Annotated in this window: 19 protein-coding genes and 1 tRNA gene; 12 read left to right on the forward strand and 8 right to left on the reverse strand. The window is 31.8% G+C overall.

Annotation, left to right across the window (positions count from 1 at the left end; all coding sequences use genetic code 11):
* The first annotated feature begins 289 nt into the window (after positions 1 to 289).
* Positions 290 to 811, forward strand: coding sequence for a DUF7935 family protein (locus AC15TD_RS14925; RefSeq protein ID WP_484452941.1), 522 nt, complete (start codon positions 290 to 292; stop codon positions 809 to 811).
* A gap of 2 nt (positions 812 to 813) precedes the next feature.
* Here AC15TD_RS14925 and AC15TD_RS14930 read toward each other — a convergent pair whose 3' ends face one another.
* The 4 genes from AC15TD_RS14930 to AC15TD_RS14945 form a co-directional block, all read right to left on the reverse strand.
* On the reverse strand, positions 814 to 1,728 hold the full coding sequence (locus AC15TD_RS14930) for a patatin-like phospholipase family protein (protein WP_484452942.1): 915 nt from the start codon (positions 1,726 to 1,728) through the stop codon (positions 814 to 816).
* A gap of 90 nt (positions 1,729 to 1,818) precedes the next feature.
* Positions 1,819 to 2,721 (reverse strand): patatin-like phospholipase family protein, encoded by a 903-nt coding sequence (locus tag AC15TD_RS14935; RefSeq protein WP_484452943.1) that lies wholly within the window; start codon positions 2,719 to 2,721, stop codon positions 1,819 to 1,821.
* 11 nt (positions 2,722 to 2,732) lie between these two features.
* On the reverse strand, positions 2,733 to 4,709 hold the full coding sequence (locus AC15TD_RS14940) for a M1 family metallopeptidase (RefSeq protein WP_484452944.1): 1,977 nt from the start codon (positions 4,707 to 4,709) through the stop codon (positions 2,733 to 2,735).
* A 22-nt stretch (positions 4,710 to 4,731) separates the two neighbouring features.
* Positions 4,732 to 6,420: a histidinol-phosphatase HisJ family protein gene (locus AC15TD_RS14945; RefSeq protein WP_484452945.1), complete on the reverse strand. Its 1,689-nt coding sequence runs from the start codon at positions 6,418 to 6,420 to the stop codon at positions 4,732 to 4,734.
* A gap of 294 nt (positions 6,421 to 6,714) precedes the next feature.
* On the opposite strand from AC15TD_RS14945, the gene recG reads away from it, so the two are divergent.
* The 5 genes from recG to AC15TD_RS14970 all read left to right on the forward strand — a co-directional run bounded on the left by recG (position 6,715) and on the right by AC15TD_RS14970 (position 11,615).
* Positions 6,715 to 8,817: an ATP-dependent DNA helicase RecG gene (gene recG, locus AC15TD_RS14950; RefSeq protein WP_484452946.1), complete on the forward strand. Its 2,103-nt coding sequence runs from the start codon at positions 6,715 to 6,717 to the stop codon at positions 8,815 to 8,817.
* 125 nt (positions 8,818 to 8,942) lie between these two features.
* A complete protein-coding gene (locus AC15TD_RS14955) occupies positions 8,943 to 9,173 on the forward strand; it encodes a 4Fe-4S dicluster domain-containing protein (RefSeq protein ID WP_484452947.1) in 231 nt (76 codons plus the stop codon).
* Between the two features lie 15 nt (positions 9,174 to 9,188).
* Entirely contained in the window at positions 9,189 to 10,295 is a 1,107-nt protein-coding gene (locus AC15TD_RS14960) for a 3-methyl-2-oxobutanoate dehydrogenase subunit VorB (protein WP_484452948.1), read from the forward strand.
* The gene (locus AC15TD_RS14965) at positions 10,267 to 11,040 is read left to right on the forward strand and encodes a thiamine pyrophosphate-dependent enzyme (RefSeq protein WP_484452949.1); all 774 of its coding nucleotides are present in this window, start codon (positions 10,267 to 10,269) and stop codon (positions 11,038 to 11,040) included. Before AC15TD_RS14960 ends, AC15TD_RS14965 begins: the two co-directional genes overlap by 29 nt.
* A gap of 5 nt (positions 11,041 to 11,045) precedes the next feature.
* Positions 11,046 to 11,615, forward strand: coding sequence for a 2-oxoacid:acceptor oxidoreductase family protein (locus AC15TD_RS14970; RefSeq protein WP_484452950.1), 570 nt, complete (start codon positions 11,046 to 11,048; stop codon positions 11,613 to 11,615).
* A gap of 251 nt (positions 11,616 to 11,866) precedes the next feature.
* Here AC15TD_RS14970 and AC15TD_RS14975 read toward each other — a convergent pair whose 3' ends face one another.
* Positions 11,867 to 13,087 (reverse strand): peroxiredoxin family protein, encoded by a 1,221-nt coding sequence (locus AC15TD_RS14975; RefSeq protein ID WP_484452951.1) that lies wholly within the window; start codon positions 13,085 to 13,087, stop codon positions 11,867 to 11,869.
* 117 nt (positions 13,088 to 13,204) lie between these two features.
* Between AC15TD_RS14975 and pheT the strand changes: the two genes are divergently transcribed.
* Complete coding sequence (gene pheT / locus AC15TD_RS14980; RefSeq protein WP_484452952.1) at positions 13,205 to 15,631, forward strand: phenylalanine--tRNA ligase subunit beta; 2,427 nt, start codon at positions 13,205 to 13,207, stop codon at positions 15,629 to 15,631.
* 61 nt (positions 15,632 to 15,692) lie between these two features.
* Here pheT and AC15TD_RS14985 read toward each other — a convergent pair.
* Together AC15TD_RS14985 and bshB1 are read right to left on the reverse strand one after the other, a co-directional pair.
* A tRNA-His gene (locus tag AC15TD_RS14985) sits at positions 15,693 to 15,768 on the reverse strand.
* Positions 15,769 to 15,943: 175 nt separating this feature from the next.
* On the reverse strand, positions 15,944 to 16,666 hold the full coding sequence (gene bshB1, locus AC15TD_RS14990; RefSeq protein WP_484452953.1) for a bacillithiol biosynthesis deacetylase BshB1: 723 nt from the start codon (positions 16,664 to 16,666) through the stop codon (positions 15,944 to 15,946).
* Between the two features lie 386 nt (positions 16,667 to 17,052).
* On the opposite strand from bshB1, the gene pckA reads away from it, so the two are divergent.
* A complete protein-coding gene (gene pckA, locus AC15TD_RS14995) occupies positions 17,053 to 18,681 on the forward strand; it encodes a phosphoenolpyruvate carboxykinase (ATP) (protein WP_484452954.1) in 1,629 nt (542 codons plus the stop codon).
* Positions 18,682 to 18,755: 74 nt separating this feature from the next.
* Here pckA and AC15TD_RS15000 read toward each other — a convergent pair whose 3' ends face one another.
* Complete coding sequence (locus AC15TD_RS15000; protein WP_484452955.1) at positions 18,756 to 20,162, reverse strand: MATE family efflux transporter; 1,407 nt, start codon at positions 20,160 to 20,162, stop codon at positions 18,756 to 18,758.
* A 381-nt stretch (positions 20,163 to 20,543) separates the two neighbouring features.
* Here AC15TD_RS15000 and AC15TD_RS15005 point away from each other — a divergent pair, with 381 nt between their 5' ends.
* From AC15TD_RS15005 to AC15TD_RS15020, 4 genes are all read left to right on the forward strand, one after another.
* On the forward strand, positions 20,544 to 21,050 hold the full coding sequence (locus tag AC15TD_RS15005; protein WP_484452956.1) for an outer membrane beta-barrel protein: 507 nt from the start codon (positions 20,544 to 20,546) through the stop codon (positions 21,048 to 21,050).
* Between the two features lie 131 nt (positions 21,051 to 21,181).
* The gene (locus AC15TD_RS15010) at positions 21,182 to 21,439 is read left to right on the forward strand and encodes a hypothetical protein (RefSeq protein WP_484452957.1); all 258 of its coding nucleotides are present in this window, start codon (positions 21,182 to 21,184) and stop codon (positions 21,437 to 21,439) included.
* A 4-nt stretch (positions 21,440 to 21,443) separates the two neighbouring features.
* Positions 21,444 to 22,055, forward strand: a complete 612-nt coding sequence (locus AC15TD_RS15015) for a hypothetical protein (protein WP_484452958.1) — start codon at positions 21,444 to 21,446, stop codon at positions 22,053 to 22,055.
* 97 nt (positions 22,056 to 22,152) lie between these two features.
* Positions 22,153 to 22,542, forward strand: a complete 390-nt coding sequence (locus tag AC15TD_RS15020; protein ID WP_484452959.1) for a hypothetical protein — start codon at positions 22,153 to 22,155, stop codon at positions 22,540 to 22,542.
* Positions 22,543 to 22,710: the final 168 nt, after the last annotated feature.

Below are 22,710 nucleotides of genomic sequence, written 5' to 3' on the forward strand. Positions count from 1 at the left end.
GCATATGGTTACAAAATAGAATTAATCCAACTTTAAAATCTGAACGACTGGCTGCATATTTTAAACGCTATAGAAAAGAATTTATTAAAATTACGTACGTAGCAAGTTACGAGCATCCCTAACAGATTAAAATGACCAACATAAAAATAAATGATGATGACTAAAATATTCAAATACATTAAATATGACATTTGGGAACGAAAAATAAAAGTCCCTTTTGAAAATATGCAACAATTAAAAGATTGTTTATATTTGGGTGGTTTTTATAGAAAAAATTAAAATTTAAAAAATGGAAGTAAATCGTTTATTTGACCTGATTTTATATACTGTCCCTTCTTTAATAACAGGGCTTATTGCTTATTATTTTTTTAAAACTCATACAAACAATGAAGATGGCAGAAGACGCTTTTTATTAAAAAAAGATATGCAAGTAGAGTCTTTGCCATTACGATTACAAGCTTATGAGCGTTTAACTATTTTTTTAGAAAGAATAAAACCTTCAAAATTATTAATAAGAGTAACTCCAAACACCTCAAATAAAGAGGAATATGCATCCTTAATTATACAAAACATTGAACAAGAATTTGAACATAATTTATCGCAACAAATTTATATCAGTGATAAATGTTGGAGCATAATTAATGCTTCAAAAAATACCACGATTCAATTAATAAGAAAAGCTAGTTTACTTGAAAAAACTGATACTGCCAACAAACTTCGCGAAGTCGTTTTAACCGAAATGATGGAGCGACATGCTCCTAGTGATACTGCGCTGTCTTTTATAAAAGAAGAAGTGAATGATCTATGGTAATATTACTTATTCCTCAATTCATTCATTTCTAAACCATTTTGATTTCTTCCCTTTGCATAATCAAAACCTTGCTGCCACCATTTTATCATTAATTTTTTACTAAAAATCAAAGAATTTTCAGTAAGCTGCGTTGGTGTATAATATAAATTAAGTTTTACATTTTTATGAGCTGCGGCCAACTTGCCAATTGCAATATCTCCCTTTTCAACCTGATCTAACAAATGACCAAACAAACTAATTAGTAACGAAAAAGGATTTTTACCAAGCACCTTATTGTATTCTAAATTTTCACTTTCTAAGACAATCGCATCAACTTCAGTTGCACCCCTTAAAATAGCTTCTCTAATGGGTATAACGCAACCTAAACCACCATCGGCATATTCAAATCCATTTCGTGTGGCTAATGACATAAATGGTATGTAATTACAAGAAATCCAAATCCAATCACAAAATTCTTCATAGCTAAAGTCTTTAATAGACTTATACTCTACTCGATTTTTTGATAAGTTAGACACGGTTACAACAACATCTTGCTTCGTTTTTCTTATAATATCATATTCTTCTATGGTAAAATTTTTAAAGATGTTTCTTCTTAAAGCTTTACTCTCTCCAAAGGTTCTCTTCTTTCGAATAAACTGCAAAACAGAATTAAAATAATTTATAGTTACGTACTCTCGATTATCCTTTTTCCGCTGAATAAAAGGGTTGATACTAAAAATAGTTTTTTGATTGACATTGGTAAAAATATCATATACTTTAGGAATATTATTTATGGCGAGGTGTGGGATTAACAAACTACCTGTAGAGGTTCCTAAAAACATATCGTACTCATGTTTTTTCTCTTCCATAAGGTATTGCGCAACACCGCCTGCAAATGCTCCTTTACTGCCTCCACCAGACACTACTAATGCTTTCATTTATTACTATTTATTATTCTATTAAAGTGAAGTGAATACCCTTTTCTGATATGTTGTCTAGCTAACGATTTAAAAAATAAGTTTTCATAATTAGATTTCTATGGGGCTTACTTCTTGATTTTTATGCTGCGCAAAATTGTAGCCACTTTGCCACCATTCTGTCATCTTATCTTTATTAAAAATTAATGAATTTGTCGTTAATACGGTTGGAGTAAAATAAAAATTTATGACCGTATTATTATGAGTTGCTACATATTTACCAATTTTAATATTTTGAGATTCAATTCGGTCTAACATAAAACCAAACATGTTAGTTAATAATGAAAAAGGGTTTCTAGATGGCATTCTATTTAATTGAGTCACTTCTGTTTGTAAAATTATCGCATCAACTTCTGTTGCTCCACGACTAATTGCCTCTTCAATAGGCACCATACTTCCCAAGCCTCCATCAGCATATTCACAACCATTTTTTTTAACTAGTGTCATAAATGGCGTATAATTACACGAAATCCAGATCCACTCTACAAACTCATCATAATCATAGTCTTTTAAACACTTATACTCTACCTGATTTAAAGATAAATTTGACACCGTAACCACGATGTCTTTCAATGAATTCTTTAAAGTTAAAAAATCATCTTTTGATAATGTGTTTTTAATGAGTTTTTTTAAATTCTGACTTTCGCCAAAGGTTTTACTCCCTCTTAAAAAATTCAATAATACACTGAAATGATTAATAGCAATATTCTGTTTACCGTGCTTTTCTTTAATAATAAACGGACAAACGTTAAAAATACTTTCATTAGTAACATTTGTATAAACCGATTTAATTTTTTCAATATTATTTAGAGCTAAATGAGAGACTAGCAAACTCCCTGTAGAGGTTCCAATAAATAATTGATAATCGCGTTTTAGCGCTTCAATAAGATATTGCGCCACGCCGCCTGCAAAGGCACCTTTACTACCGCCACCAGAAATAACTAATGCATTCATTTTTTTATTAATTATTCTTTAGTCTCTGAAATTTCAGATAACATGCTTTTTGCAAATTTAGAAAAACGCCAATTATGATGCTGTGTTGCTTCTCGCAAATTGGCTTTACAAATAGAATCACATGCTTGCATTGCGCTTAAATACTGAAATGCATTTTGCCTAATATTGAAATCATATCTTGGTTTCGTGTAATTTCTTAATTCTTCAAAATACACATCGTTATTACCAAATTCAAATTCAGGTGTGTTTAAGGTTAATGCCAACCAAAGCATTCGTACATTTTTATCGTTAAACCCATAAACACCTTTTGTTTTTCCTAAATATTCTTTCCTGCTTTCAGGAAAATTTTTCCAAAGATTGTAGAGAGCTATTTCCATAGTAAGATACGATTTATCATCTAAAAGTGTCTCATAATCTTGTTTCAAATTTGAAGGGACCGCAACTAATGATTTGGCGATTGCTTGACGAGTTTTAATGTCATCTGTTAAAAATGTAGATTTAGAAATGTTATTTTTTAAACTTTCAACAATTCTTTCTTTATAAAACGAATCATTTTGATTTAATAAAAATAATTTACAAATTTCAGGAGTTTCTTTACAGTCATATTGGAGATATTGCTTGATAGATGTTGAATTCAACTCTAAATTTTCTATAATCCCATCAAAGTTAAGAACATCACTCTCTAACCAAAGTGTGATAAATGATTTTAAATCTCGTCCACTCGTCTTTTCTACTTCATTTATAAAATCTTCAGTTTCAACATTTTTAAACTGGTGTTTTTGAAGATAATTTTGTATTGCTTTTTTAAAAGGTTTATCCCCAACTTTTTCACGAAGCATATGTAATACCAAGGCGCCTTTTTTATAAAACGTCGTACTGCTCGATTTTGGATTTAGCAAAGAAGTGCTTTGTCCAGCTTTATCTTGCTCTAATAATTCTTGAGCGTATTCAAACAGTCTCCAATAATAATAATCGTTTCCAAATACGCTTCGTTCTGCTAGTAACGCATAGTAGGTTGCAAATCCTTCTTGCAACCAATGGTGTGTTCCCGAGGTTTCCGTCACCAAATCACCAAACCATTGATGTGCGAGTTCATGCGCATTGACGTTTACGTAATTTTTATCAACAAAGGCTATCGAATCAACTACAAAAGCATCGGAAAAAATAGTAGTGGTCGTATTTTCCATACCTGCATACAAGAAATCTTTTACAGGGACTTGCTTATAATTTTGCCATGGATATGGAACACCAATTTCTATTTCTAAAAAATCAAAGATTTGTTTTGTATAGCGATATGTTGGTTCAAACTTTAGAGAATCTTCTGGGTAATAATACATTTCTAATGGAATACCACTGCTAGAGTAGGTAACTTTTTTATCGTATTTACCTATTGCTAAAGCTACTAAATAGCTCGACATGGGGTGTTGCATATCGTAATGCCAGGCTATTGTGGAATCGTTAATTTGTTTATTGGTTAATTTACCATTAGCAATAACGTCATAGTTTTTATCGAAAGTGATGTTTAAATCGAACTCGACTTTTTCATTCATATCATCAAAACTAGGTAACCAATTACTCGTGTATTTCCCTTGTCCTTGAGTCCATATTTGCCGGTTACCATTTTCAATACCCCAATCTATAAAATATATAGATTTTTTTGGCGATGCTTTATAATTGAATGACAATTGATACAATGAATCCTTTTTAAACTCGTATTTCAACCATAACTTTTTACCATCATTTGAATACGAAATAGTTTCATTACTTAATGAAACGTTTTCAAAGGTCATGTTTATGGCATCAACAAAAATAGAATCAATATCTTTTAAAATTTGAAACTCATAAGTAATAGTTCCCCCAACTTCATGTTTCTTTATATCTCCAAAAACAAGATTAGCTTTAGCCGTTTTAAAATCTACATATTGACTTTGTTGGGCTATCGAAAATTGAATACCAAAAAAAAATATTATAGTTATAAAACGATTCATATAAAACATACAAAAAATGAAACTACATACTGTGAAACTCAATTAGATTAGCTTCATAATATTGGTCTCCTAATTTTGATAATAAATTTTTAATAATATTACTATCACCATCTGTTGCTATAGCAGAATAGCCCGTATTATTCAGTTTTCCTAATCGTAAATCTATAATATTAATATGCTTTGAAGCTAAAGCAGATAGCAATATCAAAAGAACACCCGGCGCATTATGATGTTTCGTAAGTATTACTTTTTCTTTTAATGCCAAATTTAGTTTAACACCATCCATTTCTAATAAGTAAACACCCTCGCTATAATAATTTGGTAGTTCTGCATTTTCTTTATAGGTCAATTTTTTAAAGAGACCAGCATCCGTTCCTTTAATAAAATCAATCGCATTTATAACGTTACCGTTATCACTTTCAATAGATAAAAACGCCATAGCAGTGCCATCATTATTAGATTTTAATCGGGCAGTTTCCACATTAATACCTTCTGACGCCAAGGTGTTAAACAATGATGAAATGACACCAGGTTCATCTAAATGTTCCGAAAACAATCCATTTACCTTTTGATTCGTCATTTTAGGGATCTCATTGGTAATCGTAATTGACTTACCCCATTTTCTAATTCTAATGGCATTGTAATCCCCCATACCTGTCGCATTCTTATAGATGTCAACAAATTCTAGAAACGAACCTCCAAATGAGAAATCAGGAATAATCCGTCTTTGATCACTATCTAATCGCTGGTTTAACAATTCAATCCCTTTGTTTAAAACGGTATATTTCACTTTTAACTCGTGGTCATCAAAAATCGTCCTGTTTTCTGGAATTAATTTGGAATAGCTTACATAACTCTCGTAACCTGCTTCCCGAATATACTCTAAGCTTTCCTGAAAGTTTAACCCGTAATAACGTACATGATGTGTATCTGTACCAACACAAACTGGAATATGCAGTTCGTTAGCTCTGCGCAATATACCCTGAACAGGATACACACCTACACCTTTAAATTTACCAGCCATATTAACATCTAGAGACAAGTTGCGGTCTGCAATCAATTCTAAAAGTGTTCTAAACTTATTAGCTAATGGATGAGAACTGGTTTCAAAATTCATGAGAGCGTCGGGCATATCAACATTAAGCTTTGGCAAATCAATATGACCAATAATCTGAATCATATCGCCAAAGCATTCAATCATTTGTATCATTTCATTAAAATAGCCATCCCAATAAGCTTCTAGGCTACCTCGCATTTTAAGTAACTCAAGAGCTTCTTCTTTAGAACCATCATAAGGCAATCCTTCAGGAGCAAAATGAACAGATCCAATCACATAATCGGCATCTTCGGCCTGAAAAATCTTTGATCTACTCCACTGTAACCCTAAATCTGGCCCCATCCATTCTAATTCTACACCATATTTAATGTTAATTTGGCCATTATATTTTTCACGAAGATTTGCAATACGTTTTGGATAATTTAAATACGATTTATTACCGCGAATAAATTTTACATTGGTATCTCTTTCGGCAATGTATCTAAAATTAGTTAAACGTGGCGAATGAATTATGAAGGTGATACTAGGATGTTTAGCTTCAATGGCTTTATCAACAATATCTTCCAACCTATCAATACCATGCTTAACATGATCCTGTTCTGTACCAGCATGAATTCCATGTGTTTCCCAAATAAATTCGTTGAGTTTTCTCATTAATAATTATAATTAATTATGATTTTAAATTTCAAATTTAACTATTGAAATAGAATAACGCGCTAAAAGTGTATTGTTTTCAAGATTTTTTAAAAAGAAATCTTTAATACAGATAAAAATAATCTAAATCTAATAAGATATTAAGAAATGTGCATTCTAAAAATTATTTAATTCACACAGAGATGACAAAAGAACACCTTATCTAACATGTATAACAATAAGTAAAAGCAATAGATTATAAATGCTTACAATATGTGTTTAAACTTTTAATTGAATTGTTTAAATTCGTCTTCTATGAATACCAATCTTCAAACTCCTATTGATTATTTAAAAGGCGTTGGGCCCAATCGAGCCGATTTACTTCGTAAAGAACTAGGTATTCATACTTATCAGGATTTAATCAATCTGTTTCCAAACAGGTATATTGACAGAACACATTACTATAAAATAAATCAATTACAAAGAAACTCATCCGATGTTCAAGTTACTGGCGTCATCATAAGCTTACAGAACGCCGGTGAAGGTCGCTCAAAGCGTTTAATTGCAACTTTTAAAGACGATACAGGTGTTATGGAATTGGTTTGGTTTAGAGGTCATAAATGGATTAGAGAGAGCTTAAAACTAAATAAGCCCTATGTGGTTTTTGGAAAAACTAATTGGTTTAACAATAAGTTTAATATGCCCCATCCAGAAATGGAACTTCTTGAAGAACACCAGAAGAATCTTCAAAGTGTGATGCAACCAGTATATCCCTCAACTGAAAAACTATCAAATAAGGGTATTACAAATCGCGTCATTATAAAAATCATGCAGCAATTATTTTTAGAAGCTAAAGGAAGGTTTACTGAAACGCTATCTGATGATTTAAGAAACAATTTAAAACTCATTAATAAAAGTGAGGCTCTGTTTAATGTGCATTTTCCAAAAAATCAAGAGCTTTTAGCGAAGGCACAATACCGATTAAAGTTTGAAGAATTATTTTATATTCAACTACAATTAATAATCAAAAATCTTATTCATAAATCAAAAATAAAAGGCTATCCTTTTAGGAATGTAGGTTCTTATTTTAATACGTTTTATAAATCATATTTACCCTTCGAATTAACCAATGCACAAAAGCGAGTTCTAAAAGAAATTAGAGCAGATTTAGGAAGTAATGCACAAATGAATCGACTTTTGCAAGGCGATGTAGGTTCCGGAAAGACCATAGTAGCACTAATGTCAATGCTAATAGCACTTGACAACGGTTTTCAGGCCTGCTTAATGGCGCCGACTGAAATTTTGTCAGTCCAACACTATAATGGACTCAAAGAACTATGTAATAAATTGAATATCAGTATCTCATTACTTACTGGATCAACTAAAACTTCAAATAGAAAAAAAATTCATAAATCTTTAGAAAATGGGGAATTACACATCTTAATTGGTACCCATGCTCTACTTGAAAACAAGGTGAAATTTAAAAATTTAGGCCTTGCCATCATTGATGAACAACACCGATTTGGAGTTGCACAACGCAGCAAATTATGGCATAAAAACACATTTCCGCCGCATGTTTTAATTATGACCGCTACCCCTATTCCACGTACTTTGGCCATGTCGGTTTATGGTGATTTAGATATCTCTGTGATAGATGAATTACCACCAGGAAGAAAGTCAATAAAAACAGTTCATAGATATGATAAAAATCGGTTGAATGTTTTTAAATTTATGAAGGATGAGATAAAGAAAGGAAGACAAATTTATATAGTCTATCCATTAATACAGGAAAGTTCTGCCATGGATTATAAAGATTTAATGGATGGCTATAAAAGTATTTCAAGAGACTTCCCATTACCAGATTATCAAATATCCATAGTACATGGTAAAATGAAACCTGCCGATAAAGATTATGAAATGCAGCGCTTTATAAAAGGCGAAACACAAATTATGGTCGCAACCACTGTGATTGAAGTTGGCGTTAACGTTCCTAATGCTTCAGTCATGATTATTGAAAGCGCTGAACGATTTGGATTATCTCAGTTACACCAGTTACGAGGGCGCGTTGGTCGTGGGGCTGAACAGAGCTACTGTATATTAATGACGAGTCATAAATTAAGTAATGACAGTAAAACACGCTTAGAAACCATGGTTAAAACTAATGATGGTTTTGAGATAGCGGAAGTTGATTTAAAATTGCGTGGTCCCGGGGATATTATGGGAACACAACAAAGTGGCGTTTTAAATTTAAAAATTGCTGATATTGTTAAAGACAAAGATATATTTCAATTGGCGAGGTATCATGCCAAAAATATATTAAAACTCGACCCTTCACTTAGGCGTCCTGAGAATAAAAACATCATAGAAACCTATAAACAATTAGGTAAATACAAAAACATTTGGAATTACATTAGCTAATCACGCTAGTAATTAGATAATTTGTGTTTTCAAACTTGATAATTATCATGTTTTAATTATTAAATAATACATAATTTTGAATATAATAAAATTATTAGGGGTTATTTACGTGTAAAATTATCAATATGGCAAAAGTTAAAGGTGCGATAGTAGTTAATACAGAAACTTGTAAAGGCTGTGAAGTTTGTATTCCTGTGTGTCCTGAAAAAGTTATTGGTATGTCATCAGATGTTAACAGAAAAGGATTTCATTTTGCCTATATGGAACATCCGGAAGACTGTACAGGATGTATTAACTGTGGTTTGGTGTGCCCTGATAGAGCTATAACAGTATATCGTGTTAAAACGTCTGAATAATTTAAGAAAAATTATATGTCAGAATTAAAATTAATGAAAGGAAATGAAGCATTGGCTGAAGCTGCTATTAGAGCTGGAGTTGATGCTTATTTTGGTTATCCTATTACGCCGCAATCTGAAGTCATTGAATATTTAATGACCGAGCGTCCTGAAAAAAGAACCGGTATGGTTGTTTTACAGGCCGAAAGTGAAGTGGCAGCCATTAATATGGTATATGGTGCCGCTAGCACTGGAAAAAAAGTAATGACATCATCTTCAAGCCCAGGTATATCGCTAAAACAAGAAGGTATTTCTTATATGGCTGGGGCAGAATTACCAGCCGTGATTGTAAATGTAGTAAGAGGTGGTCCCGGGCTAGGAACGATACAGCCATCGCAGGCTGATTATTTTCAATCTGTAAAAGGTGGTGGTCATGGCGATTATAAATTATATGTCCTTGCTCCTGCTTCGGTTCAGGAAATGTCTGATTTTGTAGCAGATGCATTTGATATTGCTTTTAAATATAGAGCACCTGTTCTAATCCTTTCAGATGGACTTATAGGACAAATGATGGAAAAAGTTGCTCTTAATAATCAACTAGACAGAATTACAGATCAAAACCTTATAAAAAACCAAGGTAGTTGGGCAACTACAGGAAAAAAGAATAGAAATAGAAACATTATAACATCACTTGATCTTCAATCTGAAAAAATGGAAGCTAGAGTGCATAGACTTCAAAAGAAATATGACCAAATGGAACTTGAAGATTTACGCTATGAAACCATACAATGTGATGATGCTGAATACTTAATTGTTGCATACGGATCAAGCGCCAGAATAAGCCAAAAAGCTGTTGAATTAGCTCGCAAAAAAGGTATAAAGCTAGGTTTATTAAGACCTATTACACTATTTCCTTTTCCTAAAAAACAATTATTCGACTTAGCCGACCAAGTTAAAGGTATTCTAAGTGTTGAATTGAATTCTGGTCAAATGGTTGAAGATGTGAAACTTGCAGTTGAACATAAAGTTCCTGTAGAACATTTTGGACGAACCGGAGGCATTATTCATACACCAGAAGAAGTCTTAGAAGCTTTAGAACAAAAAATTATAAAACATGGAGATTTTAGATATCATAAAACCTGAGAATCAAGTATTCTGTAAAACTAAACTCATGACAGATACGACTTTGTCGTATTGTCCGGGTTGTGGTCATGGTACTGCGCATAATTTAACTATGGAAGTGATTGATGAAATGGGTATTGTTGAAAATACCATCGGTGTTGCTCCTGTGGGCTGTTCAGTATTAGCTTATGATTTTATGAATATTGATATGACACAAGCTGCCCACGGTCGAGCACCAGCAGTCGCTACAGGAATTATAAGAACATGGCCTGAAAAATATGTGTTTACATATCAAGGAGATGGTGATCTTGCTGCTATTGGTACAGCTGAAACAATTCATGCCTGCAACAGAGGAGAAAATATCGTCATTATTTTTGTGAATAATGGTATTTACGGGATGACAGGAGGACAAATGGCTCCTACTACTTTAGAAGGAATGCACACCTCTACGTCTCCTTACGGAAGAGATATCAAAAACATGGGTAGTCCATTAAAAATAACAGAATTAATAGCCAATCTTCCGGGTGTTTATTATGTTACAAGGCAATCCGTTCATACACATAAGCATGTTAGAAAAACCAAAAAAGCAATAAGAAACGCTTTTGAAAATACACGCTTAAAAAAAGGACTTTCATTTGTTGAAATTGTATCCAATTGCAATTCTGGTTGGAAAATGACTCCTAATGAGTCTAATATCTGGATGGAAGAACATATGTTTCCTTACTTTCCGTTAGGCGACATCAAAGTAAATGGTAAATTAAAATAAGAATCATGTCTGAAGAAATAATTATAGCAGGGTTTGGTGGTCAAGGTGTTTTGTCAATGGGTAAAATTTTAGCCTATTCTGGTATTATGCAGGACCAGGAAGTAAGCTGGATGCCATCATACGGACCGGAAATGAGAGGTGGAACCGCAAATGTTACTGTTATCTTAAGTGATGAAAGAATAAGTTCTCCGTACTTAAAAGTATATGACACTGCCATCATTTTAAATCAACAATCTATGGATAAATTTGAAAGCACTGTTAAAACTGGCGGTATTTTACTTTATGACACGAACGGAATTTCACATCATCCAACGCGAACAGATATTAAAATCTATCAAATTGAAGGAGCTAAATTAGCAGCGGAAATGGGTAACAAAAAAGTTTTTAATATGATTATTCTAGGTGCCTTCTTAAAAATAAAACCTATCGTAAAACTTGAAAACGTTTTAAGTGGATTAAAAAAATCGCTTTCTGAACGATATCATCACCTTATTCCTCTAAATAAAGAAGCAATTACCATGGGAATGAATCATCTAAAGGTTTTTAACGCAGATGAACAAATTGTACATACTTAAATGATTTAAAGATTTAAGCTTTCTAAAAAAAGCCCTATTCTCATAGGGCTAAAAACAAAATTGTTAGTTTTTTGATTGATTTGTTGATTTGCTTTTATCAATTTAGTTACTAATCACTTCGCTCAGTGTTAGTGTTTTGTTAAAGCATATACTAAAACTGTTAATAAACTATTTGTTAAGATATTAAATAGTCAATACAGAAATTTACATATCATAGGTTTTTATTATTTCGAAAAAGGAATTATAAATTATCACTCTTTCAATAAGGATTCAATAAACCCATTAAATTCCGTTTTAAATTCGGTAAACTTTTCTCCCGTAGCCGGACCATTAAACCCCGTATGTATCTTTCTAACCTTTCCTTTCTTATCGATATAAATAGTTGTAGGATAGGATAAAACATGATTTAACATGGGTAGCTTTTCTTGTGCCTTTGTTTTACTTGAACTACCAACTTGAGCTAATAATAAAGGATATTCTATTGACAGGTTTTTTTTTAACCGTGATATATTTTTAAAAGCAACTTCTGGTGTTTTTACATATTCGAAAGCCAAGGCAACAAATTCAACATCATTGTTTCTATTGTTATTATAATACTCCGAATAAAATTTACTTTCATCAAGACAATTAGGGCACCATGTTCCCATAATCTGTACTAAAACCACTTTATTTTTAAACCTTGTATCAGACAAAGAGACCATTGTTCCGTCAATATCTGGAAACGAAAAATCAATACTATCATAACCTTCTTTTAAAAAAGTTAATTTATTTTCATCTGGCAATTGAAAATAATCATTTTTTACTGCTTTAAAAGGTTCCTTCCAATGGCTAGCAGAAAAAAACATGCCTTCCATGGTGCTATCGGTTACTTTTGCAGTAAATAAAAAAGCATGTGAGCCATCAAAGGTTGATAATTTTAATTGATCGCCATCTAAAACACCTTCAAGAAACCTGTAATCGCCTGTTGTGGTTCTAAAGGTTCCTGTTACTTTAGTATTCTCTTGTTTAAAAATACCTTTTGCTAAATATTTATCTCCCTCCGTGTCCGGACTAAAAACTGTTTCCCAATTACCAGAAATATCAGTTTTAGGTTGTAAACTTGAAACCTCAAAACGATTGGGATTATTTATTTCTGCATTAAAAGGAACATTTCTTTTTAAAGTTTCATTTTTAAAAAATCCATTAAGGCTATTTTCTTTTGAAATTTTAGCAACGATAAATCCTTCAAAGACCGGCATATTTATAAATACTGAATCATTTTTGTGTAAAATCTCATCAACAAGTATCACTTCTTCTGCATTAAAAATTTGTAATGTATTACTGGAGGTCACTTCAAAATTAAAAGGAAGTTCTATAAAATCATTTATTTTTAAAGTAGCTCTATACACTCCAATTTCCATGTATTTACGCTCATCATTACATGATAGTATTACAATTATAAAAACTAAAAAGAGGCTTTTTTTGATATACATTTTAATATGAATTTATTTTTATTTGTAAGATATTTAAAAAACTTACAAATAAAAATTATTTACCATTTCTATAACTATCCAGTATTATTATCTTTGTCACCTATTTAAGGATAAAACATGAAGATTTCATATAATTGGTTAAAGCAATTCATCAAAACAGATTGGACACCAGAGCAAACAGCTGAATTACTGACAGATTTAGGACTAGAAGTTGAAGGTATTGAAACCTATCAGTCTGTTAAAGGTGGTTTAGAAGGTGTAGTGATTGGCAAGGTTTTAAAATGTATAAAACACCCAAATGCCAATAAATTAAAAATAACTACCGTTGATGTGGGTGAAGAAACATCATTACAGATTGTATGTGGTGCGCCTAATGTAGCTGCAGGGCAAAAAGTACCTGTTGCGACTATCGGAACTACTTTGTATACACCTGAAGGAGAATCTTGGACCATAAAAAAAGGTAAAATACGCGGTGAAGAAAGCCATGGAATGATTTGTGCTGAAGATGAACTTGGTTTAGGGTCTTCTCACGACGGTATTATGGTTTTAGATGACTCTTATAAAGTTGGAACCTTAGCAGCAGATGTTTTTGAAATTGAAAATGATATAGTTTTTGAAATTGGCTTAACACCAAACAGAGCAGATGCCATGAGCCATCTAGGAGTTGCACGAGACTTAAGAGCGGGTATGCTGCATAAGGATATTTTTTTAGAGCTTATTACGCCGTCTGTGAGCGCTTTTCATACAGATAATAGGCTATTAAAAATAGATGTTGATGTAAAAAACAAAGAATTAGCGCCTCGCTATTGTGGTGTTACTATTTCAGGAATTAAAGTTGAAGACTCTCCGAGCTGGTTACAACACCGTTTAAAAGCTATTGGCTTATCGCCTATAAATAATATAGTAGATGCTACTAATTATGTGTTGCATGATTTAGGACAACCCCTACATGCTTTTGATGCTGTAAAAATTACAGGAAATAAGATTGTAGTTAAAACGGTTAAAGAAGGTACTAAATTTACAACACTTGACGGTATTGAAAGAACACTATCTGGTGAAGATTTAATGATTTGTGATACTGAAAAACCAATGTGTATTGCGGGTGTTTTTGGTGGTTTTCATTCTGGTGTTTCTCAATCAACTACAAGTATTTTTTTAGAAAGTGCCTATTTTAATCCGGTAAGCATTAGAAAATCTGCTAAAAGACACGGTTTGAATACGGATGCTTCGTTTAGATTTGAGCGTGGCATCGATCCAAATCTCACAGAATTAGCATTAAAAAGAGCAGCACTTTTAATACAAGAAGTGGCAGGTGGAGAAATTTCATCGGACATTGTTGATTTCTATCCTAATAAAATTGAAGATTTTCAAGTTCGCTTAAGTTTTGATAATGCTAAAATGCTTATTGGTGAAGAAATACCTAAAGATGTCATTAAAAGTATTTTAACTTCTTTAGAAATTAAAGTGAATAATGTCACTGAAACGGGATTAGGATTAACGGTTCCTGCGTACAGAAATGACGTTCAAAGAGAAGCCGACATTATAGAGGAAATTTTAAGGGTTTATGGTTATAATAATATCAAAACTACTGAAAAGTTAAACGCTTCTATTTCTAACACTTCCAGATTTGAAGATTATAAAATTCAAAATATTGTGGGAAATCAGTTAGTATCTCAAGGTTTTTATGAAATATTAGCAAACTCTTTAACCACACCTAACTATATTAGTTTAAGTGATCAATTAAAGAAAGAGCACAATATTACTATCTTAAATCCTTTAAGTAATGACTTGTCTGTATTAAGGCAATCTCTGCTATTCTCTGGATTGGAAGCTCTTTCTTATAATCTAAATAGAAAGCAACTTGATTTAAAATTGTTTGAATTTGGCAAAACATATCATGATTTTAACGGCCAAAGAATAGAGAACAAGCATTTAACGGTTTTTGCTACTGGGAACCAAACTACCGATAGCTGGTTGTCTTCAAATAAAAAGAGTGAATTCTTTTATTTAAAAGGTACTATTTTTTCAATATTAGAACGACTAGGCATTTCTAGAGTTCAAGAATCACCCTTGAATAATGATTTATTTAGCGAAGGTTTAGAATTAGGTCTCGGTAAAATGAAACTTGTGAACTTTGGATTAGTCAAAAAATCTATTTTAAAGCATTTTGATATTTCACAAGACGTTGTATTTGCCGATTTTAACTGGGATACCATTCTTGATATGGTTAAACGAAACAAAATATCATTTAAAGCCACACCTAAATATCCAGAAGTACGTCGAGATTTTGCTCTTCTTTTAGATGACAAGGTGAGTTTTAAGGATATTCATAGTATTGCGAATAGAACTGAAAAACAATTACTTAAAAATGTAATTTTGTTTGATGTGTATCAAGGTGAAAATTTACCTCAAGGGAAAAAGAGCTATGCCGTTAGTTTTACGCTACAAGACGAAAACAAAACGCTTACGGATAAACAAATTGATAAAATAATGAAAAACCTTCAAGGTAATTTTGAAAATGAACTTGGAGCTGAGTTGAGATAATTTAACTTTAATTACAAATACAAAAAAAGCCTTTCAATTTTTTTGAAAGGCTTATCTTTTTGGGTGGAAGACCGGGTTCGAACCGGCGACCCTTGGTACCACAAACCAATGCTCTAACCAGCTGAGCTACAACCACCATGTAACTGCATTTTACAATGCGCATGCAAATGTAACTGATTTCAGTTTTTCTGCAAAGATTTTTATCAATATTTTAAATGGATTTTTTATTATTATTACTTTACAATCACTCCCAAATAGTAAGATTTGAGTAAATTTCTTTTTAACTTACTTAAAAACAACTATTAAATAGATTTATTTCAAGTCAAACAAACTGTTTACTGCAATATTTCTATCAACTGTAAATGCTTCACCATACTTTACTCCTATCAATCTACCCATATCAATTGCTCTATTTTTAATATTATCAGTAAAGTTTTTGGTAGAAATTGGTGTGACAGGTTCCTTACTGTTTTCATCATAAAATTGGGTTTTATAGGCCATTACTGCATCCATTTTTACATCCATAAACCCAGAAACATCTACAATCACATCTGGTTCTAAATTTTTCCATTGTATATAATGATATATTTGCTTCGGTCTCCATGGTTCTTGCCATTTGTCATCATCCTCCCTTTTTGTATCAATTTTTAATAGTCCACTTAAAAAGCAAGCATCAGCCACTAATTGACTTCCTTTTGCATGATCAATATGTCTATCATCTATAGCATTACAAATAACAATTTCTGGTTTAAATTTTCGAATCATTTTAATAATCTCTATTTGATGATTCTTATCATTAACAAAAAAGCCATCTGCAAACTCCATATTAGTTCTCATGGAAACCCCTAAAATTTCAGCAGCATTGTTTGCTTCTTCAAATCTCGTATCTGCATTACCCCGCGTTCCTAATTCACCTTGTGTTAAATCTATAATACCCACTTTTTTACCACATGCAATTTCTTTGGCTAATGTCGCTGCACATCCTAATTCAACATCATCAGGATGGGCTCCAAATGCAAGAATATCTAATTTCATATCTATATATTTTATATCATCTTAAAAATCACAACAAAATTGAATTATTTAAGAAATAAATTTATAACAAATTTCATGTTTTTTTCCGTGAAGACTTAATTATTTGATATTTTTTTGAACGAAATAAATGTTATCCCATAATTTTTTATACACAAAGCGAATATTTATTAATAACTCAATATTTCTATTACGTTTTCGTAAATATTTTTAAATTTTATTATCTTATATTATAACAATTATTGAAAAATGAAGCACCAAGCCAAAGTATGATATTTGTCATAAATAAAAGAATTTGTGTTCTTTAATTTTATACTATAATTAAAAACGAGCAATTACGGAAGCCTATAAATGTCAAATTAGTTATTATTATTTTAAACTTAAACAACATGAAAGAATCAGGAACTTTATTAAACAAAGACTTGAAAAAATATGGTCTAAACGACGTTATTGCCCATTGGAATTTATCACCGGAAGAACTTCAGAAAATTACTGTAGCAAAAGGAATGGGTAAAGAAACGTCTAATGGAACCCTTGCTGTAAATACTGGTAAATTTACTGGAAGATCTCCTCAAGACCGTTTTTTGGTAAAAGATGACTATACAAAAGATCGCGTATGGTGGGGAAATGTTAACAAGCCGGTATCTCCTGAAAATTTTAACAGATTACAAACAGAAATTGAAAAATATTTATCTGGTAAAGAATTATATGTTAGAGATGGTTACGTATGTGCAGACCCTAAATATAGGATGAATGTGAGAACCGTAACCGAATTACCTTGGTCTAATATGTTTGTATATAACATGTTCTTACGTCCAGATGCATCCGAATTAGAAAATTTTGAAGAAGATTGGTTAATCTTATGTGCACCAGGGTATGTATGTCCAGATCCTAAAGATTTTGGAATTCGTCAAGGAAACTTCTCAATATTAGACTTTACGAAAAAAGTAGCCTTAGTTGGAGGTTCTGCTTATACCGGTGAAATGAAAAAAGGTATTTTCTCTGCCTTAAACATGATTTTGCCAACAGATAAAGATGTTTTACCAATGCATTGTTCTGCCAATGTTGGTGAAGACGGAGATACAGCCATTTTCTTTGGTTTATCTGGTACAGGTAAAACAACACTTTCTGCAGATCCGGAGAGAAAATTAATTGGAGATGATGAACACGGTTGGACAGCTGAAAACAATATCTTTAACTTTGAAGGTGGTTGCTATGCAAAAGTTATTGATTTAACTGAAGAAAAAGAACCAGATATTTTTAGAGCTATTAAACCTGGCGCAATACTAGAAAATGTAGTATTTAAAGAAAATGGGGATGTAGATTATATGGACGGAACTATCACCCAAAACACACGTGTAAGTTATCCTATATATCATATCGATAATATTCAAAAGCCATCTTATGCTAATAACCCTAAGAACATATTCTTCTTAACTTGTGATGCTTTTGGTGTGTTACCTCCAGTATCTAAATTAACTCCTGGCCAGGCTGCTTACCACTTTATTTCTGGTTATACGGCAAAAGTAGCAGGAACTGAAGCTGGAATTACTGAACCTGTACCTTCATTCTCTGCATGTTTTGGAGCACCTTTTATGCCATTACACCCAACAGTTTATGCTGAAATGTTAAGTAAAAAAATGACTGAAGCTGGCGTTAACGTATGGTTAATCAACACTGGCTGGTCTGGTGGTCCTCATGGAGTAGGTTCTCGTATTAAACTTAAATATACAAGAGCTATGATTACTGAAATCCTTAAAGGTAGTTTAGATAACGTAGAGTATGACCAACACCCAATTTTCGGATTATTCATGCCTAAATATTGTCCTAATGTTCCAATAGAAATGTTAGACCCAATGAATACTTGGTTGCAAAAAGGCGGTTACATTAGTAAAGCAATTCAATTAGCACATTCCTTCCACTTAAACTTTGAGAAGTTTGCTAATGAAGCATCTCAACAAATTATGGAAGGTGGACCACTTATTGATGAACACCACCAATTAGAAGAACACCTTTAATAGTATAAATTTGTCAAAATAAAAAAGAGCTTAATTTGAGCTCTTTTTTATTTTGACAAATACTAGCCATTTTCTTATACTTTTATCAATTTCCAATATCCTTTTTTAAACCAAATAACAGATATAATAGTCATTGCTACTTCCCCTAATGCAACTGACCAAAAAACACCAATAGGACCATAATCTAAATTAATAGCTACAATATAGGCAAACGGCAATTGTAACAACCAAAAACAAACAAAATTAATATAAGTAGGTGTTTTTGTGTCGCCTGCACCATTAAATGCATTAAGAACAATCATACCAAAACCATAAAAAATAAATGGAGCAGTCATAATTCGTAAACACAAGCTACCATATTTTACAACATCTGTTGTTTCATTAAATATCTCGATAATTTGTGGAGCAAAAGCGAGATAAAATATGGAAATAGTCCCCATAAATATAGAACTATACGTCGAAGTTTTCCAAACTGACTGCTCTGCTCGATCTGGTTTTTTCGCTCCTAAATTCTGTCCAACTAATGATGCTGCAGCACTACTCATGCCCCACGCAGGCATCAATGTGAATAACATAACACGAATGGCAATAGTATAACCTGCCAACACTTCGCTTCCAAACTCACTTACTATTCTCATTAAAAAAACCCAACTAGAAGTGCCTATTAAAAACTGACCAATCCCTCCTAATGACACTCTAATTAAATTAAGCATCACGCTTACTCGAATTATTATATCTTTAATACCTATTTTTATTTTACTGTAACCATAAAACAAAATAGCTAATTGAAACAATACTGCTGTTCCACGCCCAATGGTAGTAGCAATAGCAGCTCCCTCTACCCCATAAGCAGGAATAGGTCCAAATCCAAAAATAAACATAGGGTCTAGAATTATGTTTAATCCGTTTGATAATATTAAAGTCCACATCGAGATGGAGGCTTCCCCTGTTCCCCTAAAAATGGCATTGATTAAAAACAATAACATAATAGTAATATTACCGCCCAAAAGTACTTTAGTGTAGCCGTAACCCTCTTCAATTAAATCAGGAGACCCACCCATGAGTTGTAATATTTCTTTAGGATAAAGAATGCCAATAACACTAATAATAACAGCAACAAATACGCCAATAAAAATTACCTGTACTGCCGCATTTGATGCCCCTTTTAAATCTTTTTCTCCTACACGTCTTGCAACAATTGCGGTTGCCGCAATACTTAAACCAATGGCTACGGCATAAATTAAAGTAATAACAGACTCAGTTAAACCAATGGTGGCGACAGCGTTTATACTAACTTGAGATACATACATAATATCGACCAATGCAAAAATCGATTCCATTAGCATTTCAAGAATCATAGGAACCGCAAGCATAAATATCGCACGGCGAATACTTCCTGAGGTAAACTCTTGTTGCTTACCAGTAACTGCTATTTTAAAATATTTAAAGAAACGTTTTAGCTTGTTTACGGTTGATTGCATTGTGAAAAATTATGGAGCGCCAAAAGTACTATCTTTTTTAATACCTAAACCCGTAAAATGTATTGTAAATTGTTGTTAAGTGATGATACCAATAAAACAAAATTGGAAATTTAATTTAATCCGTTTAAGAATGGAATCAATAACTATTCAATTCTTTCACCCTATCAAAAGCTCTAATAGCTGCAATGGTGCATATGACGAGACAAACACCAACAAAAATATTGAAACCTAAAATATAACTTCGTTACCGTCCATTTTTTACAGCGTTTGACTACCCGTTGTTATTGTTTGTCGAAATTTATTGTATTCAAATTAATTATAAGCTTAATTTAATATGTAATACACTATTAATTATATAACTAACTTAAAATTTATTGAATTATGAAAAAACTAATTTTATCGACAGTAATTATGGCTTTTGTTTTAAATAGTCAAGCCCAAATTTTTGGATTGAGAGCTGGAGCCGACTTTGCAACAGCAAAAGCAAGTTTTGATGGGTTAAGTTTAAGTGAGAATGAAACAGGCTTTTATATTGGTGTTTTTGCTAAAATTAAGGTTTCTGAATCTATTAAAATCAGACCAGAAATTAATTATATCAGTGTTAAAGATTTAGATCAAATCCAGGTTCCTATATTAGCTGAAATTGGTTTATCTGATAAATTTAATCTTTTATCTGGACCTAGTTTTGGGTTCTTATTAGATACTGAAGAAGGTACTAAATCCTTTAATTTCGGTGCTGAATTCGGACTATCTTATGACCTTTCAAAACAATTTTTAATTGAGGCAAGATATAATCTGGGATTATCCAATTTAGCTGATGACAATGAATTTAATGCCAAACTTAAATTACATGGCATTTTTGTTGGGATTGGATATAAGTTCAATTAACAACATTAAACACATATAGAATGCAAGGTTTAACTTTTCTCCTATTTGTAATTATCGTTTTAGGCTGTAAGCCTAATGATGAAAAAAGTGACTTTATTCTTGGAACTTGGGACTGAATTTCCGCCTTAGATATGGAAACTCAGGAAATATTACTTTCTGAAAAGGATGAAAAGTTTTTTGCTGAATTTAAAATTGACTCTCTTTATTTAAGTGATAAAGATGGGCATATCGATTGGAGAATTTATGCTTGGCAGATTAAAGAGGACTCTTTGTTTTTAGATGGATTAGGCTCCATTTATATAAAAGAATTATCAAAGAATAATCTCATAGTTGAACATGAGCTTTTTGGGAAACAACATTTAAAGTTTATAAAAATGCATTATTTATAAAATAATGAATATTTCTGATTTTAATAAAGTAATCATTTATTTTGTGATATTAAGTTTCACTTTTGGATGCGGCTCTTTTCCTAAAAGAACAGTACCCGCACACTACCTGAATAAAAACAACTTTAATACTTTAAATGGAAAATATACTATTGAAGATATTTTTTCTGGACCAACTAAAGACACTACTTCTGCTTGGAATTTTTCAAATTCAGATTTAGGAATTTATCCAACTTTTTTTGATGAACTTAACAATGGCGTGTTTGTAAAAAGCATAAAAAAAGACACCACTAAGATTTATACTTTTTCCTTAAAAATTTTAAGTACAAAGAGATTGGAATTTAATTATTTTGAAGATGATAGCATTATTAAACAAAATACAATAAAGTATAGATTTAAAGATGATGGTTATGTCTACCTAAAACATAAGAATTTCAAAATAATAGGTATTCCATATGTATTTGGAGGTCTCAACACAAAAAGAAACCGCATTACCTTAAATAAAGACACCAATTTACTTTTTGAAACTTCAGAATTTAAAAGCGGAGGTTTATTCTTACTAATGATTAATCCCTATTCTAAGATGAAATATGAAAAAATATATCAACGCATAGAATAATTTTTATGTTTAAGCACAGTATATAAAAATATTGAGAAACTTATTTCTTTTTCTTTGATATCTACTTGTTGATTGTAAATAATTAAATTTGAATATCATGAAAGCAACTTTACTATTTATATTAATTATTTTTTTCCTGGCTTGCGCATCGCCCAATGGTGACATTGAAATTCCTATTCGTGTATTTGAAAAAAGCATAAATAAATTATCCCCCAATGTGGCATCACATAAAGATAAAGACGTTGAAATATTTAGTGATAATGAGAAAAACAGAATAAGCTATTCATGTATCATTTATAGGATGGACAATGGCATATTAAGAGGCTATCAGGTTTACACACATTCATTAAACAAATATAATAAAGCAAGGTATCAATGGCTAAATGATTCTACTGTGACCTTTCGTTTAAATAACAAATTTCACATTTCTGAAAAATATACCATAATAGGTTATGAAGGCTGGACTCGCTTAAGTTGTGATGATTAAGAAATTTGTTTGTTTCTTCATGATGTCGTTACTATGTGCCTGAATAAAAGAAACGTTTTATGTCTATTTTATTACATTATATTCAAAACAATTTGGGGTTTGACTACTCACCATAAGGGTTTGACGAAAATATTTGAAATTAATTAAACTACAGCCTTACTTAGCCTT

The organism is Yeosuana sp. (assembly GCF_057126245.1).